This window comes from Stenotrophomonas sp. 85239_Sma, from assembly GCF_056481725.1.
In genome coordinates this window covers 3,718,045-3,735,193 of record NZ_CM151163.1, presented here as the reverse complement: position 1 = coordinate 3,735,193, position 17,149 = coordinate 3,718,045, and the positions used below count along the sequence as shown (strand labels likewise).

The window sequence follows — 17,149 nt, the reverse complement described above, 5'->3', positions numbered from 1 at the left end:
CCGGTGGGCTCACTCGTGGGCTGCGTACCACTGCAGGTCGCCGCGCGGCCGATGCTGGTCACCGACGCGCCGAGTGTAGCCAACGCGATTGAAGAACTCCAAGATCTGGATGCTGCGTTTGCGGCCCAGGCCGATGGCATCGCGGAAGGCCGCCGCATCCACCGTGCCGCTGGCCTGTGACAGCTGCGCGACGATGGCGGCCAGCTCGGCGATGCGGGTGGGTGCATAGAACAGGTCAGGTACCACCTGGAACAGTTCGCCGCGCGTGGCGGCGCGGCGCAGCGGGGCGCGGACATCGTCTTCGGCGAGGCCGAGATCGGCGGCCAGCGTGCGCACCCACGGCGGGTCGAAGCCACCGGCATGCAGTTGCGGCAGTACGCGTTCGAGCAGCAGGCGTTCGTATTCTGGCGGTGCGTGATCGTGGCCGGGCAAGCGCCACCATGCGCCCACGCGCTGCAGCGTGCCATCGGCGAGCAGATCCTGCAGCAGGGCATTCCACAGGCTGCTCGCCAGCGCGGGCAGGGTGCTGCGCTGCAGGCGTCCACTGTCGACACCGGGTTCGTCGGGGCGTCGCTCATGCCATCCACGCAGTGAGGTGATCACCTGCTCGCGCAACGCCTGCCAGTGCAAGGCAAGGATGATCACCGTGTCTTCGCGGGTAGCGATGCGTCGCGCGTCTTCAGGTAGTTCGATCTGGTCGGCGGCACGTCGGCAATACCGTTGCAGGGAGGTGAGGGGAATGCCGGCAGGTGCCTGCTGCAGCAGGGGGACAACACCGGCACCGGCCGCCAGCTGCTCCAGTGCCCCCAGCCATGCGAGCCGTGCCGTGCTGCGCCGGCGCCGCTGCGGTGGGTCCGGATCGAGTACGACGCCACCGCCCAGGGTGTGGGTGGCCGATGAATCGCGGGCGATGAAGCGATCACCACACATCGCGCAGACCGGCGCGTCGAACACCAGCTGCACCAGCTGCCCATCGCCTTCGTCCTGGTCCTCCAGCAGCACCACATGCGCCTGGCGATGCATCGTGCCCCAGTGGATGTGAAGCGGCGCCCAGTCGCGCAGCGCCACGGCCCGCGCGGACAGCCGCAGGCGCACATCGACGCGGGTGGTGGCCAGCAGTGCGCGCGGGTCGGCAATCCAGTCGCCACGATGAATCTCGTCGCGGGCGATGGCGGCCAGGTTCAACGCGCAACGCTGGCCGGCCATGGCGTGTTCGCTGGGCTGGCTCTGCGCGTGGATGCTGCGCACGCGGACATCGGTGGCGGCGGGCATCAGTTGCAGGTGCTCGCCAGCCGTGGCGATGCCGCCGTGCACCGCGCCGGTCACCAGCGTGCCGTGGCCGGGCAACGAGAACACGCGGTCCACCGGCATGCGGAACAGCTCGCTGCGCAGTTCGGCTTGGCGCGTGCTGGCGTCGTCCGCCGCCCACGCGTGCAGCTGGGCTCGCAGTGCGCTGATGCCGGCATCGCCGGGCGCGGTGCTGTTGCAGGCGAACAGAGGTGAATCCTGCAGCGGTGTCGCGGCCAGCAGCGCAGCGATCTCGATCTCGACCCGGGCGATGCGCGCCGCATCCACGCGGTCGATCTTGGTCAGGGCCACTGCACCCCGGTTAACGCCCAGCATCAGCAGGATCGCCAGGTGCTCGCGGGTCTGGGGCATCACCCCATCGTCGGCGGCGACCACCAGCAGGGCGACATCGATGCCGGTGGCGCCAGCCACCATCGTGTGCACGAAGCGCTCATGGCCCGGTACGTCGACGAAACCCAGCGTGGTCGCAGGGCCTTCATTGCCCGAACGTTCCACCGGGACATAGGCGTAGCCCAGCTCGATGGAGATGCCGCGCGTACGCTCTTCCTGCAGGCGATCGGTTTCGATGCCAGTCAGTGCGCGCACCAGGCGTGTCTTGCCATGGTCGATATGCCCGGCGGTCCCGACGATCATGCCTGCAGCATGCTCCATTGGGCCAGGAAGGCCACTTCGTCGGCGGGTTCCAGGCAGCGCAGGTCCAGCCACAGCGCGTCCTCTGCGATACGGCCCACTACCGGGCGCGGCAGTTGGCGCAGGCGCCTGGCCAAACGGTCCAGTCCGCCGCGACGCGCGCTGGTGATGCGCAGCCCCGCGCTTGCCAGCTGCGCCCCTGGCTGCGCACCGCTGCCGATCTGGCTGTGCATCGACGCCCGTTCAAGGCTGTAGTCGGCCGCAAGCGCGGAACGCATCGGCTGCAGCAGGCGCTGGGCCTGCGAATCCATGTCGTCCTGCGAGCGCGACAGGGTGCGCAGGGTCGGTAACCGTTGCGCCAACAGCTCCGGTTCGCGGTACAGGGCCAGCACCGCTTCCAGCGCAGCCAGGCCCATCTTGTCCATGCGCAGCGCTCGCTTCAGCGGGTTGCGGTTGATACGGGCAATCAGATCGGCGCGACCGGCGATGATGCCGGCCTGCGGCCCGCCCAGCAGCTTGTCGCCGCTGAAGCAAACCAGGTCGGCGCCGGACGCCAGCGTTTCCTGCACGGTGGGCTCGTGCGGCAGGCCGAACGAGGCCAGATCACACAGGCTGCCGCTGCCCAGGTCCACCACCAGTGGCAAGCCATGTTCGTGCGCGATCGCGGCCATCCCCGCGGTGTCGACCTTGGCGGTGAAGCCGCTGATCGTGTAGTTGCTGGCATGCACCTCCATCAGCAGTGCGGTGCGTGCGCCAATGGCGTGGGTGAAGTCGGCCGGGTGGGTGCGGTTGGTGGTACCCACCTCCAGCAGCCGCGCACCGGCGCTGCGCATCACGTCGGGAATGCGGAAGGCGCCACCGATCTCCACCAGTTCGCCGCGCGACACCACCACCTCGCGTCGGTTGGCCAGGCTGTTGAGCAGCAGCAGGACCGCCGCCGCATTGTTGTTGACCACGGTGGCGGCCTCAGCGCCGGTCAGTTCGCAGACCAGCGCCTGCACCCGTGCATCGCGGTCGCCGCGGCGGCCGCGGGTGATGTCGAATTCCAGATCGACCGGCGCTGTCATCGCGCGGGTGACGGCGTGCACGGCGGCATCGGGCAGCAATGCGCGACCGAGGTTGGTGTGCAGTACGGTGCCGGTCAGGTTGAACATCGGCTGCAGGTCCAGCCGTGCATCCGCGGCGAGGGCGGCGTCGAGCGCTGCGACCAGTGCCGGGCCGTCAACCGCTTCCTGCAGCTGCGCGGTCGACAGCTGGCCGGCGCTGATACGGTCGCGCAGCATCTGCAGGTGCGAGCGCAGCAGGTGGGTGATGCGGCTGCGGCCGTGGACGTCAATCAGTGGTGACAAGGCCGGCAGGCGCAGCAGCCGGTCCAGCGAGGGCAGGGTAGCGGCAGATGCAGGGATGGGGGGCGTGCGTGGCATCGGTCAGTCACCGTCGGACTGCCACAGCAGTGGATTCTGGCTGGCGCGTGCATAACCTTCTTCGCCCAGCAGCAGGTCCAGTGCCAGCGTGCCGAGGTCATCGGCCACCGGCTCCAGTGTGGGGTTCTTCTCCAGATACAGGATCTTGCGATAGCTGTGGCAATGGTCGCAGGTCTCGGCACGGACCGCGCTCTCGCGCACGGCCTCGCCGCTGTCGCCGTCCACATCAGCCAGGGCGCGGTAGGCGATGTCCTTGCCGGCAGCACCACACTGGCTGCACTGAACGCGCACGTAGTGCCACTGGCAGGCGCACAGCGAGCACGACAGGTAGCGGTAGGACGCATAGGGCGGCCGTGCCTGCACCACGCTGGCCACTGGCAGCGAGCCGCACAGCGGGCACAGGCCCGGAGCATCGGCCAACGGTTTCAGGTCGGTGGGGCGGAAGCTGTCCGCCAGCACCGCCCAGTAGACCTGCAGTGCATTCATCACCAGCAGCGCAGCGACCGCATCCACCGACGGCGCGTCATCACGCTCCAGCACCGCATGCGCCTGTGCATCCAGCCACGCGTCGTCGGCAGCGGCAACGTGCTGCAGTTCCCTGCGGGTTTCCGCCGGCAGACCGGCTTCCTCGCCGCAGTGCTGGCACAGCATGCGCAGCCAGTCGCGCCAGCACCCATCCAGGTGAAGCATATTGGCTGGCCGCAACGGCATGCCGGCGCTGGCGGCCGCGCTGGACTGCTGCGCGCGCGCGTGGTCCTGCAGCGCCTCGCGTTGCTGGGGTGTCAACGCCTCCAGCAGCGCCTGCTGCGCATCGGCCAGTGCCGCCAGCAGCTGCAGGTAGCCACCAATGGCACTGTGCGCGGCCAGGCTGCGCAGACGTGCCGCGCGTGCGACGAACAGGGAAGCGACATCGGGCAGGATGATGCGCGGAACATCGCGCGAGGCGAGCGTCTCGATCTCACCGGGTTCAAGGATGCGTTGCGCCATGCAGGGCCAGCCAGGAGAACCAGCTTCCATCCTCGCTGTTGTCAGCGCTGGCGTCCAGCGCACTGCCGGCCATTTGAAATGGTTGGGGTCAGATCCGTTTTCCATAGGAAAGCGGATCTGACCCCATCGCTTGTTGCCATGTTCATTGTGTCGACCAAGGTCGACACCCACCAACAGCAGCGGGAAACTGTCGAGGGCGGGGTGGGTCAGGTTGCGGGGGCGTGAGCCGCATGGATGCGGCGACCGAGCTTACATGGATGTACTTGCAGCGCCCCCCGCAACCTGACCCACCCCGCCATCCCACGGATAGCCGCTGTTGCTGTTGCCTTGGCTCGAGGCGGGTGCAGGGCCGCAGGCCCTGCCGCTAACCCTGTTCCCGTCGTCCGCGCAGGATGTCCCGGAACCACTGCCGGTGATGCTTGTACGCCCACCCGTAGGTCACCTTGCCCTGGGTCATTGCCCGCACAGACCCCTTGATCCAGATCGCCGCATAGATGTGCACCACGATCGCGCAGGCCAGCACCCAGCCGAACAGCGCATGGGCAAGTACCGAGAAGCGGATCACCCCGATCGGGAAGAAGTGGCTGAAGTACTGCCGCCAGATCACGAAGCCGGTCAGCAGCAGTGCCGACAGGCAACCAATGATCGCCCAGAACAGCAGTTTCTGGCCGGCATTGAAGCGGCCCACCGGCGGCAGCCTCTCGTCCTCGTTGCGCAGCACATCGCGCATGCCGCGCATCCACTTGCCATCATCGGCGGTCGGCAGGTTGTCGCGCCACATGCGGAACGCCAGCAACGTAAAGCCGATCACCATGGCCAGGCCGATGAACGGGTGCAGGATGCGCGTCCACGGTCCGCCACCGAACAGCTGGGTCAACGGGAACAGGGCAGGGTGGAACAACGCCAGCCCGGACAGCGCCGTCAGCACGAAGCAGATCGCCACGATCCAGTGGTTGATGCGGGTCGGCGCGCGGTAGCGGATGATCTGCCGCGGGTGCGGGGCGTACTTCATGGCCGCTGCTCCTCTTCGATCTGCTTCGCCTCGTGTTCGGCTTCCTCTTCTTCCTCGTCATTGACCGTGTTGCGGCCGATGCCGATGTAATGCAGGAAGCCGGCGAAGGCGGTGGCGGCGATCGCCAGCACGCCCAGTGGCTTGGCCACGCCCTTCCAGACTTCCACCATCGGGCTGATGCGCGGGTCCTTGGGCAGGTCGGCGTACAGCTCCGGCTTGTCCACATGCTGCAGCACGTACATCACGTGGGTGCCGCCCACACCCTGCGGGTCGTACAGGCCGGCGTTCTCGTAGCCGCGCGATTTCAGGTCTTCCACGCGGCCGGCGGCATGCTCGGTCATCGCCTGCTTGCTGCCGAAGGTGATCGCACCGGTCGGGCAGGTCTTCACGCAGGCCGGTTCCTGGCCCACCGCCACCCGGTCCGAACATAGCGTGCACTTGTAGGCCTTGTGGTCCTTCTTGGAAATGCGCGGCACGTCGAACGGGCAGCCGGTCACGCAGTAGCCGCAGCCGATGCAGTTCTCCTCCTGAAAGTCGACGATGCCGTTGGCGTACTGGATGATCGCGCCCGGCGACGGGCAGGCCTTCAGGCAGCCCGGGTCGCTGCAGTGCATGCAACCTTCCTTGCGGATCAGCCATTCCAGCTTGCCCTTCTCGTCCTCGTACTCGCGGAACTTCATCACCGTCCACGACTGTTCGCTCAGGTCGGGCGGGTTGTCATAGCTGCCGACGCAGCTGCCGACCTCGTCGCGCAGGTCGTTCCATTCCATGCAGGCGACCTGGCAGGCCTTGCAGCCGATGCACTTGCTCACATCGATCAGCTTGGCGACCTGGCCGGTGTGCGCACCGCGCGCCTCCGGCGAGGGCGTGGTGGTGGCCGAGCGGCGGATGATGTCCAGCGATTGCAGTGACATGGCGTGTCTCCTACACCTTCTCGACCTTGACCAGGATGCACTTCGATTCGGGCGTCTGCGAGTTGCCGTCACCGATGGCGTTGGTCAGCGTATTGGCGATGTATCCGGGCTTGGCCGCACCGAGGAAGCCCCAGTGGATCGGCACGCCCACCTGGTGCACGGTCCGGCCATCGATCTGCAGGGCCTTGATGCGCTTGGTCACCATCGCCACCGCTTCGATGTGGCCACGCTTGGAGCTGACCCGCACGCGGCTGCCGTTGTTGATGCCGAGCTCGTCGGCCAACGCCGCGCCGATCTCGACGAACTGCTCGGGCTGGATGATGGCGTTGAGCTTGCCGTGCTTGGTCCAGAAGTGGAAATGCTCGGTCAGGCGGTAGGTGGTGGCCACATGCGGGAACTCGTCCGGCGAACCGATCTGTGCACGATCGCTGGCGAACACCCGTGCCGCCGGATTATTCAGCGTCAGTGCCTGGCCGGGGCTGAGCGGGTTGCTGCGCAGCGGTGTATCGAAGGGCTCGTAGTGCTCCGGGAACGGTCCCTCGGCCATGCCGGCCTTGGCGAAGAAGCGGGCGATGCCTTCCGGGTTCATGATGAACGGGCCCATCCCGCCGGCCGGATCTTCATCGGCCTTGAAGTCCGGCACGTCCACACTGCCCCAGTTCCTGCCGTTCCAGGCCAGCAGCGTGCGGCGCGGATCGAACGGCTGGCCAGCCACATCGCACGAAGCGCGGTTGTACATCACCCGGCGGTTGGCCGGCCACGCCCAGGCCCAGCCCAGCGTGTTGCCGATGCCGGTGGGGTCGCTGTTGTCACGCCGCGCCATCATGTTGCCGGCCGGGCCCCAGGCGCCGATGTAGATCCAGCAGCCAGAGGAGGTGCTGCCGTCGTCGCGCAGGTCGCCGAATGCGGCCAGCTGCTCGCCGGCCTTGCGCACCAGCTTGGTCGGATCCTTCGGATCGAACACGTCGGCCAGCGCCTTGCCGTTGTATTCCATCGCCAGTTCTTCCGGCGTCGGCAGTTCCGGGTTGGAATACTTCCAGGCCAGGTCGCGCACCGGCTCCCACCATGCACCACCGTCCTTCTCGTACATCGCTTTGATGCGATGGAACAGCTCGGACATGATCTCGATGTCACTGCGCGCTTCGCCCGGCGGATTGGCGCCCTTCCAGTGCCATTGCAGCCAGCGCGAGGAATTCACCACCGCGCCGTTCTCCTCGGCGAAGGAGGTGGTCGGCAGGCGGAATACTTCGGTCTGGATCGTGCTGGGGTCGACGTCGTTCAGCGCACCATGGTTCTGCCAGAAGGCGATGGTCTCGGTTTCCAGCGGGTCCATGCTGACCATGAACTTCAGCTTGGAGAACGCGCTGATCAGCTTGCCCTTGTTCGGCGCCGAGGCCAGTGGGTTGAAGCCCTGGCAGATGTAGCCGTGGATCTTGCCCTCGTTCATCAGCTCGTACGCCTGCAGCATGTCGTACGGCTTGTCGAGCTTGGGCAGGTGGTCGAAGCACCAGTTGTTGTCGGCGGTGGCCGCGTCGCCCCACCAGGACTTCATCAGGCTGACGTGGAACTTCGGGTAGTTCTGCCAGAACGACATCTGGTTGGCGCGCAGCGGCTTCTGCGTGCGCTTGGCGATGTAGGCGTCGTAGTCCTGCTCGTCCTGTTTCGGCAGCGTCAGGTAGCCGGGCAGCAGGTCGGACATCAGGCCGATGTCGGTCAGGCCCTGGATGTTGGAATGCCCGCGCAGCGCGTTCATGCCGCCACCGGCCACGCCGATGTTGCCCAGCAGCAGCTGCACCATGGTGCCGGCACGCACGTTCTGCGCGCCCACCGAATGCTGCGTCCAGCCGAGCGCGTACAGGATGGTCATCGCCTTGTCCTTGCCGGCGGTGGAGGCGATCATGTCCCACACTTGGCGGATGCTGTCGGCCGGCGTGCCGCAGATGCGTTCGACCATCTCCACGGTATAGCGCGCGTAGTGCTGCTTGAGCAGGTTGTAGACGCAGCGCGGGTCCTTCAGCGTCGGGTCGCTGCGCACGAAGCCATCGTCACCGTAGGCATAGTCCCAGCTGGAACGGTCGTAGCTGCGCTTTTCCTCGTTGTAGCCCGAATACAGGCCGTCGTTGAAAGCGAACTCGTCCTTCACCAGGAATGACATGTCGGTGTAGTTCAGCACGTACTCGTGCTGGATGCGGTCCTCGGTCAGCAGGTAGTTGATCAGGCCGCCCAGGAACACGATGTCGGTGCCGGTACGGATCGGCGCGTACACGTCGGCCACCGCGGCCGAGCGGTTGAAGCGCGGATCGACCACGATCAGCCGGGCCTTGTTGTGTGCCTTGGCCTCGGTCACCCATTTGAACCCGCATGGGTGTGCCTCGGCGGCATTGCCACCCATGATCAGGATCAGGTCGGCATTCTTGATGTCGACCCAGTGATTCGTCATCGCACCACGGCCTAGCGTCGGGGCAAGACCTGCCACCGTCGGGCCGTGTCAGACACGTGCCTGGTTGTCGAATGCCAACATGCCGAGGGAGCGCACGACCTTGTGGGTCAGCACCGCGGTTTCATTGCTGGTGGCCGAGGCCGCCAGCATGCCGGTGGTCAGCCAGCGGTTGACCGTCTGCCCGGCCTCGTTCTTCTGCACGAAGTTTGCATCGCGGTCTTCCTTCATCAGCCGCGCGATGCGGTCCAGCGCATCGTCCCAGCTCAGCCGCTTCCACTCGTTCGAGCCCGGCGCGCGGTACTCGGGGTAGAGCAGGCGCGACTTGCTGTGGATGATGTCGGCCAGGCCGGCACCCTTCGGGCACAGCGTGCCGCGGTTGACCGGGTGGTCCGGGTCGCCCTCGATATGGAAGATGCTCGGCTCGGCGTTCTTGGCACCGTCGCCGAGGCTGTACATCAGGATGCCGCAGGCCACCGAACAGTACGTACAGGTGTTGCGGGTCTCGGTCGCGCGGGTCAGCTTGTACTGCCGAACCTCCGCGAGCGCGACGCCGGGCGCGAAGCCCATCAGTGCCAGGCTGGAGCCGACCAGGGTTGTCCCGGTCACTTTCAGGAACTGGCGGCGGCTCATCGATGGCATGCCGTTCTCCTGGGATGGCGGGGAGGCGCAGGCCTCCGGGCTGTCGTTGGCTACGGCCCGGTTATAGCACAGGCCCCCGGATGCCCATGTGGCACAAGGCCCGGCGCCTGCCGGGAGGGCGCGCGACGGGGTTGCTCTGGTAAAGTTGCGTGCCCGCACCCCGGGGAAGCGTCTGCCGGGCCTGGTTCCAGGATGTTCCGCGCAGCTCCCGCCGTCCTGGCGCGATCCTCCGCGCCGGATCAGGAACACCGAGGAAAAATTTTGCGAAATCAACCCGTTGGATCCCCCGCATGAGCGCTCCGTCGAAGCCGTCGGACGCCGTTGCGCGCGGCACGCTGTACATCGTTGCCGCGCCGTCCGGCGCCGGCAAGAGCAGCATCGTCAACGCCACCCTGGCGCGTGACCCGCAGATCGCCCTGTCGATCTCCTTCACCTCGCGCGCGATGCGCCCGGGTGAAGTGAACGGCCAGCACTACCATTTCGTCTCTGCGGAGAGGTTCGAGGAAATGATCGCCGCCGGCGACTTCTTCGAGCATGCCTGGGTGCACGGCGACTGGAAGGGCACCGCCCGCCAGTCGGTGGAGCCGCAGCTGGCTGCCGGCCAGGACGTGCTGCTGGAAATCGACTGGCAGGGCGCGCAGCAGGTGCGCCAGCTGGTGCCGGGCACGGTCACCGTGTTCATCCTGCCGCCGTCCAAGCAGGCCCTGCAGGACCGCATGCGCAAGCGCGGCCAGGACAGCGAGGCGGTCATCGCCCAGCGCCTTGGCGCGGCCCGCGACGAGATGCTGCACTTCAACGAGTTCGACTACGTCATCGTCAACGAGGTCTTCGACACCGCCGTCGATGAGCTGTGCGCCATCTTCACCGCCAGCCGCCTGCGCCGGGAGGCCCAGAAGGTCCGCCACGCCGGCCTGATCCAGGCCCTGCTGACCCCCGATCCGGGTGCAACTGACTGATTCCAAAAGAATCGGGTGGGGGTTGGCTTGATTTTGTCCAGCCCCTGCCGGTACACTTCGCCCCCTTTCCCTCATTCGACTGAGCGGCCGACCGGTCGCCGGGAGCCCGTATGGCCCGCATCACCGTAGAAGATTGCCTGGAAGTCGTTAACAACCGTTTCGAACTGGTCATGATGGCTTCCAAGCGTGCCCGCCAGCTCGCCAACGGCGTGCAGGCCACGCTGGACAACAGCGAGACCGAGGACAAGCCGACCGTGCTGGCGCTGCGCGAAATCGCCGCCCGCAAGATCGACAACGCGCTGATCGACGAAGTCGAGAAGGCCGAGCGTGAGCGCGCCGAGCGCGAAGCGCTGGAGTGGGCCGCCGCAGAAGTGGTCGCCGACGAAGACATGTCCAAGAACGACGATTGATCGCATCGATCAACGTAATTGTTGGATGTGCCGAACAGCCCGCCCCGTGCGGGCTGTTTCGCATTCAGGATTTGCCGTAAACGTCGCGCTGGAATAGGCTGCGGGCATGAACCCAGGCCCCACTGCCAAGGTCGCCGCAGCCCCCACTGCCGCCGTACCCGACTACGTCCTCCAGCTTGAACGCGCCGCCCATTACCTGCCGCCGGAACAGCTGCCGCTGTTGCGCCGTGCCTGGGAAGTCGGAGCCTCCGCGCACGCTGGGCAGACGCGCAAGTCGGGCGAGCCCTATATCACCCATCCGGTGGCCGTGGCCCAGGTGCTGGCCGAGCTCGGCCTGGACGTGGAAGCGCTGATCGCCGCGATCCTGCACGACACCATCGAAGACACGCCGCTGACCCGCGAGGCATTGGCCGCCGAGTTCGGCGAAGCCGTGGCCGAACTGGTCGACGGCGTCACCAAGCTGGACAAGCTGAAGTTCCGCGACCGCCAGGAGGCGGCCGCCGAGAGCTTCCGCAAGATGCTGCTGGCGATGTCGCGCGACCTGCGCGTGATCATGATCAAGCTGGCCGATCGCCTGCACAACATGCGCACGCTGGGCGCGCAGAGCCGCGAGGCACGCGGCCGCATTGCCCGCGAGACGCTGGAGATCTACGCGCCCATCGCCCAGCGCCTGGGCATGAGCCTGGTCAAGAGCGAGCTGCAGAACCTCGGTTTCAAGGCGCTGTACCCGTGGCGCCACGCCATCATCGAAAAACACATCCGCAGCCAGCCGGTGGTGCGCCGCGAGGCGATGGCGCAGGTGGAGGTGCAGTTGTCGCAACGCTTGGCCAAGGAGGGGATCGAGCATCGGCTGATCAGCCGCATCAAGACCCCGTGGAGCATCTACAACAAGATGCGCGACGAGAACAAGACCTTCGACCAGGTGATGGATGTGTTCGGCTTCCGCTTGGTGGTGCGCAGCGTACCCAGCTGCTACCACGCGCTGGGTTCGGTGCATGCCACCTTCAAGCCGCTGGATGGCCGCTTCCGCGATTTCATCGCCATTCCCAAGGCCAACGGTTACCAGTCGCTGCACACCGTGCTGTTCGGGCCGTATGGCTCGCCGATCGAAGTGCAGATCCGTACCGAGGAGATGGACCTGATCGCCGAGCGCGGCGTGGCCGCGCACTGGACCTACAAGTTCGGTGGCGATTCGCCCAACAGTGCGCAGAGCCGCGCGCACGCCTGGATCGTGGAACTGATCGACTCGCAGCGCGCCGCCGGTTCCTCGCTGGAATTCCTCGACAACGTCAAGGTCGACCTGTTCCCGGACGAGGTCTACCTGTTCACGCCGAAGGGCAAGATCCTGGCCCTGCCGCGCAACTCGACCGCGCTCGATTTCGCCTACGCCGTGCATACCGACGTCGGCAACATGGCGGTGGCCTCGCGCGTGGACAAGAAACTGGTGCCACTGCGCACCAAGCTGGTATCGGGCCAGTCGGTGGAGATCATCACCGCGCGCTCGGCCACGCCGAAACCGCAGTGGCTGGAATTCGTGGTCACCAGCAAGGCGCGCACCGCCATCCGCCACCAGCTCAAGCAGCTGGAGCACGAAGACGCCGTGCAGCTGGGCCACCGCATGCTCGACCGGGCGCTGGAAGCGATGGATTCGTCGCTGGAGCGGTTGCCGAAGGGGCGCCTGGATGCGTTCCTGGCCGAACACCGCTTCCCCCGCCTGGAGGCGCTGCTGGCCGAGGTCGCGCTCGGCAACTGGATGCCGACCCAGGCCGCGCAGGCATTGATGGCCTACGCCGAACTGCGGGGCGGCCCGCATTCGCGCCACCACTCGCAGGAAAAGATCCTGATCAACGGCAGCGAGCGCGGCGTGGTCACCTTCGCCGGCTGCTGCCAGCCGATTCCCGGCGACGAGATCATGGGCTACCACACCGCCGGCAAGGGCATCGTGGTACACCGCATGGACTGCCCGAACCTGGCCGAGCTGCGCAAGTCGCCCGAGCGCTGGGTGCCGATCGGCTGGGACACCACCGTCTCCGGCGATTACGACACCTCGCTGGTGGTGGAAGTGGAGAACGGCACCGGCGTGCTGGCGCAGCTGGCCGCCGCCATCGCGCAGAGCCACTCCAACATCGAGCGCGTGGACTACCTGGACCGCGATTTCAACGCCGCCGTGCTGGCGTTCAACATCCAGGTACGCGATCGCAACCACCTGGCCGAGGTCATGCGCCGCCTGCGCCGCCTGTCGGTCGTGCAGTCGGTGCGCCGCCAGTAGGTCCACGCCAGGCGTGGATGATGTCCCGCGCACACGACGCATGGGGTCGGATCCATTTCCCGCCGGGAAACGGATCCGATCCCAGCCGATACCGCCCCCACCCGGTACAATCACCGCTCTGTTTTCCCCCAAGCACCGGAGCGTCCCATGTCCCGCCAGATCATCAACACCGAAAAGGCTCCCGCCGCCATCGGCCCGTACTCGCAGGCCGTGCGCGCCGGCAACACTGTGTACTTCTCCGGCCAGATCCCGCTCGACCCGGCCACCGGCGATGTCGTTGGCGCTGGTGACGTCGAAGCACAGGCCCGCCGCGCCTTCGACAACCTCAAGGCCGTGGCCGAAGCCGCTGGCGGCTCGCTGGACAAGGTCGTGCGCCTGGGCCTGTACCTGACCGACCTGGGCGAGTTCGCCAAGGTCAACGCGGTCATGCAGGACTACTTCCAGGCGCCGTATCCGGCCCGTTCCACCATCGAAGTCTCCGGCCTGCCGAAGGGCGCCAACTTCGAGGTCGACGCGGTGATGGTCATCGACTGACCGCCACGTGGCACGCAAGGCGGCGGTCACCCCGGTCCTGTCACCGTCCGGCGAAGCATCCCTGGCGATGCTTGCGGGCGTGGGCCCGGCCGTGGCCGCCAAACTGCAGGCGCGTGGCTTGGCCACCCTGCAGGATCTCTGGCTTCATCTGCCGCTGCGCTATGAAGACCGGACCCGGCTGACCCGCATCGAAGACCTGCGCAACGGCGTGCCGGCGCAGGTGGAAGGGCGGGTGGTCGCGGTCGAGCGTGGCATGCGTTACCGGCCGATGCTGAAGGTCGCGGTGGAGGACGAAGGGCAGGGCACCCTGGTGCTGCGCTTCTTCCATTTCCGTCAGCAGCAGGTCGGCCAGTTCGCGGTCGGCAACCGGCTGCGCTGCTTCGGCACCCCCAAGCCCGGTCATCTTGGCCTGGAAATCGTCCATCCCAGCTACCAGGTGCTGGGCCGCAACGACGATCCCGAACTCGGCGACCGCCTCGACCCGGTGTACCCCACCGTCGAAGGCGTGGGCCCGATGACGATGCGCAAGCTGATCGGCCAGGCCCTGGATCGCCTGCCCGAGGAAAGCACGCTGGAACTGCTGCCCAGTGGTTGGCTGGATGGCCTCGGCCTGCCGTCGCTGCGCAGTGCGCTGCTGACCGTGCACCGGCCACCGCCGGATGCCGATCTGGCCGCGTTGGCCGCAGGCAACCATCCGGCGCAGCGTCGCCTGGCGATGGAGGAGCTGCTGGCCCACCACCTCAGCCTGCGTCGCCAGCGCATTGCCTTGCAGGCGCACCATGCGCCGCCGCTGGCCGGCCCCGGCACGCTGGCCAAGGCGCTGCTGAAACAGCTGCCGTTCGCGCTGACGGGTGCACAGGCGCGCGTGTTCAAGCAGATCCGCGAGGACCTGGCGCGGCCCAGCCCGATGCTGCGGCTGGTGCAGGGCGATGTCGGCTCCGGCAAGACCGTGGTGGCCGCACTGGCGGCGATGCTGGCGGTGGAGCAGGGCAAGCAGGTCGCATTGGCCGCCCCCACCGAACTGCTGGCCGAGCAACATCTCAACAACCTGCGCGGCTGGCTGGAACCGCTCGGCGTGCGCATCGCCTGGCTGGCCGGCAAGGTCACCGGCAAGGCGCGCGCCAAGGTGATGGAACAGGTCGCCAACGGCGAAGCGCAGGTGGTGGTCGGTACCCATGCACTGATGCAGGAAGCGGTTGTATTCCAGGATCTGGCCCTGGCCATCGTCGATGAGCAGCACCGCTTCGGCGTGCACCAGCGGCTGGCCCTGCGCGACAAGGGCGCGGGCGGCAACAGTGTGCCGCACCAGCTGGTGATGACCGCCACGCCGATTCCGCGCACGCTGGCGATGTCCGAATACGCGGATCTGGATGTCTCGGCCATCGACGAACTGCCGCCAGGCCGCACGCCGGTGCAGACCGTCGCACTCAACAATGACCGCCGTCCGGAGCTGATCGAACGCATCGCGCTGGCCTGCCAGGAAGGGCGGCAGGTGTACTGGGTGTGCACGCTCATCGAGGAAAGCGAGGAGCTGGATGCAACGCCCGCGCAGGCCACCTTCGAATCGCTGCAGGCGCTGCTGCCGGGCGTGCGCGTTGGGCTGGTGCATGGCCGCCTGAAGGCCGCCGAAAAGCTGGCGACGATGGTGGCGTTCAAGGCCGGCGACATCGACCTGCTGGTGGCAACCACCGTCATTGAAGTGGGCGTGGACGTGCCGAATGCCTCGTTGATGGTGATCGAGAACGCCGAGCGCCTGGGCCTGGCCCAGCTGCACCAGCTGCGCGGCCGCGTCGGCCGTGGTTCGGCGGTGTCGCGCTGCGTGCTGCTATACCAGGCGCCGCTCTCGCAGATGGCGCGCGAGCGCCTGCAGACCATGCGCGAAACCAACGATGGTTTCGTCATCGCCGAGAAGGATCTGGAGCTGCGTGGCCCGGGTGAACTGCTCGGCACCCGCCAGACCGGCCTGGCCGGTTTCCGCATTGCCGACCTGGCCCGCGACGCCGGCCTGCTGCCCGGCGTGCACGCGCTGGCCGAGCGCCTGCTGGACCAGCAACCCGCGCTGGCCGACCGCGTGGTGCAGCGCTGGATCGGCACGGCCGTGCGCTACGCCTCGGCGTAAGTGAGGTGTCAGAGCCCTTTGCATGGCAAAGGGCTCTGACCCCATGTCCTGACGCTCATCCACGCCGCATTGGTGGGTGTGGACCTTGATCCATACATCCACGCATGGCGTGGATCTACAGCGCCAAACGTTCCGACAGGCCGGGAAGCACGAGATACTCGGAGGCCTTCCCGACGCGCTCTTTGCTGACAAGCCCAGACGCCACCAATCCATTCAGATCCTTCAACGCGGTCGGATAGGTAATGGTGTGTGCCGCCTGGTGGCTGGCGACGGTGTAGGTCCGGTCAGGATCCTTCAGCGCGTTGGCCAGCAAGGCGCGCTGACGATGATTGAGCTGCACGCCGCCAAGCCGGGCGGTTCGCAACATGCGTCGCGCTGCCTGATCCTCTGCATGCTTCCTGGCGATGTAGGCATGTAAGCCCTGGATCGATTGCTCAATGACCTCCAGTTGTTGCGCCACGAAGTAGCCAAGATCCCGATTGTCACTTTCGGTGTAGAGGTAGGCCCGCATGTACTTGCCTGGGGACTTCTTCAGCACGCTGGAAATGGAGAAATACTCAGTCATCCAGTACCCGGCATTCATCATCGCCCAGTAAAACAGTGCGCGCGCTGTACGGCCATTGCCATCCACGAAAGGATGGTCGTAGCCAATCTGGAAATGCAGTGCGATGGCTTTGGCGACAGGATGGATGAACGGTGTGCTTTCCTCATTGATGAACGTGCACAGCCGCTCGATCCGCGCAGGCACTTCCTCGGCCGGAGGAGGGATGTGCAGCAGCGTAGGTGGTGAGCCGCGATCGAAGATCGCAACGTTGTCTTCGGCGGTTCTGAAACGCCCGCTGTCGGTGGGTAGCTCCAGTGGGCCGTCGGTGAGGATGCTGTGCAGCTCCAGAATCTCGCCGGGAGTGATCGGGCGTATGCCGCGCTCGCGGATCACGTTCATTGCCACGTAGTTGTTGTAGATCATGCGCTCGGACTGGTCGCGCGGCGCACGGCCCGTGCTGAGCATTTCCTTCGCCACGGCCCGTGTGGTCGAGGCGCCCTCCAACTGCGATGAGGTCATCGCTTCCTCAATCAGCGAGCGGATCAGGAACCGTCCTTGGCCGCTGGCGGCATCCACACCCTTCACCGAGCCTGCGGCCTCCCGGTCGATGTAATGCAGGTGCCGCTGCATCGAATCGGTGAGTGCGAGCTTGAAGGGTTGCTGCGTCTTGTCCAGCAACAGCGGTAGCGGCTTCAGCAATGCTGCGCGCGTCCACGTGATGCCCAGCCACCACTGCTCCGCGTTCAGGCCCGCCGGTGGCGCTCTGTGGCGGACTTTGTCCCAATGCTCATAGGCGCCGTTCACCTCGGGCCCGATCCGGGCGTCCAGGATGGTACCGAGGGTCTCCATGTACTTCCGGGTGAGGGTTGCCAGATCGGGAGCTGGCGCGGGCAGCTTCATGGTTGTTTTCTATGAAATGTGCATAACTTTTTATAGCAAATGATGTTGGGCGCTCCAAGCGAC

At 66.5% G+C, this 17,149-nt stretch carries 12 protein-coding genes; 5 read left to right on the top strand and 7 right to left on the bottom strand.

Translation table 11 applies throughout. The features are described 5' to 3' along the window. Positions 1 to 9: 9 nt before the first annotated feature. The 6 genes from selB to fdnG all read right to left on the bottom strand — a co-directional run bounded on the left by selB (position 10) and on the right by fdnG (position 9,354). The gene (gene selB / locus ACYKG1_RS17330; protein WP_478471001.1) at positions 10 to 1,941 is read right to left on the bottom strand and encodes a selenocysteine-specific translation elongation factor; all 1,932 of its coding nucleotides are present in this window, start codon (positions 1,939 to 1,941) and stop codon (positions 10 to 12) included. Then, positions 1,938 to 3,362, bottom strand: coding sequence for an L-seryl-tRNA(Sec) selenium transferase (gene selA, locus ACYKG1_RS17325; protein ID WP_478471000.1), 1,425 nt, complete (start codon positions 3,360 to 3,362; stop codon positions 1,938 to 1,940). The genes selB and selA overlap by 4 nt, the downstream gene beginning before the upstream one ends. Positions 3,363 to 3,365: 3 nt before the next feature. Then, entirely contained in the window at positions 3,366 to 4,349 is a 984-nt protein-coding gene (gene fdhE / locus ACYKG1_RS17320) for a formate dehydrogenase accessory protein FdhE (RefSeq protein ID WP_478470999.1), read from the bottom strand. Positions 4,350 to 4,713: 364 nt separating this feature from the next. Further along, positions 4,714 to 5,361: a formate dehydrogenase subunit gamma gene (locus ACYKG1_RS17315; protein ID WP_478470998.1), complete on the bottom strand. Its 648-nt coding sequence runs from the start codon at positions 5,359 to 5,361 to the stop codon at positions 4,714 to 4,716. Next, positions 5,358 to 6,275, bottom strand: a complete 918-nt coding sequence (fdxH, locus tag ACYKG1_RS17310) for a formate dehydrogenase subunit beta (protein ID WP_100473795.1) — start codon at positions 6,273 to 6,275, stop codon at positions 5,358 to 5,360. The genes ACYKG1_RS17315 and fdxH overlap by 4 nt, the downstream gene beginning before the upstream one ends. A 10-nt stretch (positions 6,276 to 6,285) precedes the next feature. Continuing rightward, a complete protein-coding gene (fdnG, locus tag ACYKG1_RS17305; RefSeq protein ID WP_478470997.1) occupies positions 6,286 to 9,354 on the bottom strand; it encodes a formate dehydrogenase-N subunit alpha in 3,069 nt (1,022 codons plus the stop codon). Between the two features lie 290 nt (positions 9,355 to 9,644). Between fdnG and gmk the strand changes: the two genes are divergently transcribed. The 5 genes from gmk to recG all read left to right on the top strand — a co-directional run bounded on the left by gmk (position 9,645) and on the right by recG (position 15,642). Next, the gene (gmk, locus tag ACYKG1_RS17300) at positions 9,645 to 10,310 is read left to right on the top strand and encodes a guanylate kinase (RefSeq protein WP_032956072.1); all 666 of its coding nucleotides are present in this window, start codon (positions 9,645 to 9,647) and stop codon (positions 10,308 to 10,310) included. Between the two features lie 110 nt (positions 10,311 to 10,420). Continuing rightward, positions 10,421 to 10,720, top strand: a complete 300-nt coding sequence (gene rpoZ / locus ACYKG1_RS17295; RefSeq protein ID WP_005410877.1) for a DNA-directed RNA polymerase subunit omega — start codon at positions 10,421 to 10,423, stop codon at positions 10,718 to 10,720. 106 nt (positions 10,721 to 10,826) lie between these two features. Continuing rightward, positions 10,827 to 12,989 (top strand): RelA/SpoT family protein, encoded by a 2,163-nt coding sequence (locus ACYKG1_RS17290; RefSeq protein ID WP_262083754.1) that lies wholly within the window; start codon positions 10,827 to 10,829, stop codon positions 12,987 to 12,989. A 147-nt stretch (positions 12,990 to 13,136) separates the two neighbouring features. After that, positions 13,137 to 13,523 carry a RidA family protein gene (locus ACYKG1_RS17285; RefSeq protein WP_049461736.1) on the top strand — a complete coding sequence of 129 codons (387 nt, stop codon included), beginning with the start codon at positions 13,137 to 13,139 and terminating at the stop codon, positions 13,521 to 13,523. Between the two features lie 67 nt (positions 13,524 to 13,590). Further along, complete coding sequence (gene recG, locus ACYKG1_RS17280; RefSeq protein ID WP_478472762.1) at positions 13,591 to 15,642, top strand: ATP-dependent DNA helicase RecG; 2,052 nt, start codon at positions 13,591 to 13,593, stop codon at positions 15,640 to 15,642. A 115-nt stretch (positions 15,643 to 15,757) separates the two neighbouring features. Here recG and ACYKG1_RS17275 read toward each other — a convergent pair whose 3' ends face one another. Continuing rightward, entirely contained in the window at positions 15,758 to 17,086 is a 1,329-nt protein-coding gene (locus ACYKG1_RS17275) for a Fic family protein (protein WP_478470996.1), read from the bottom strand. Between the last annotated feature and the right edge of the window lie 63 nt (positions 17,087 to 17,149).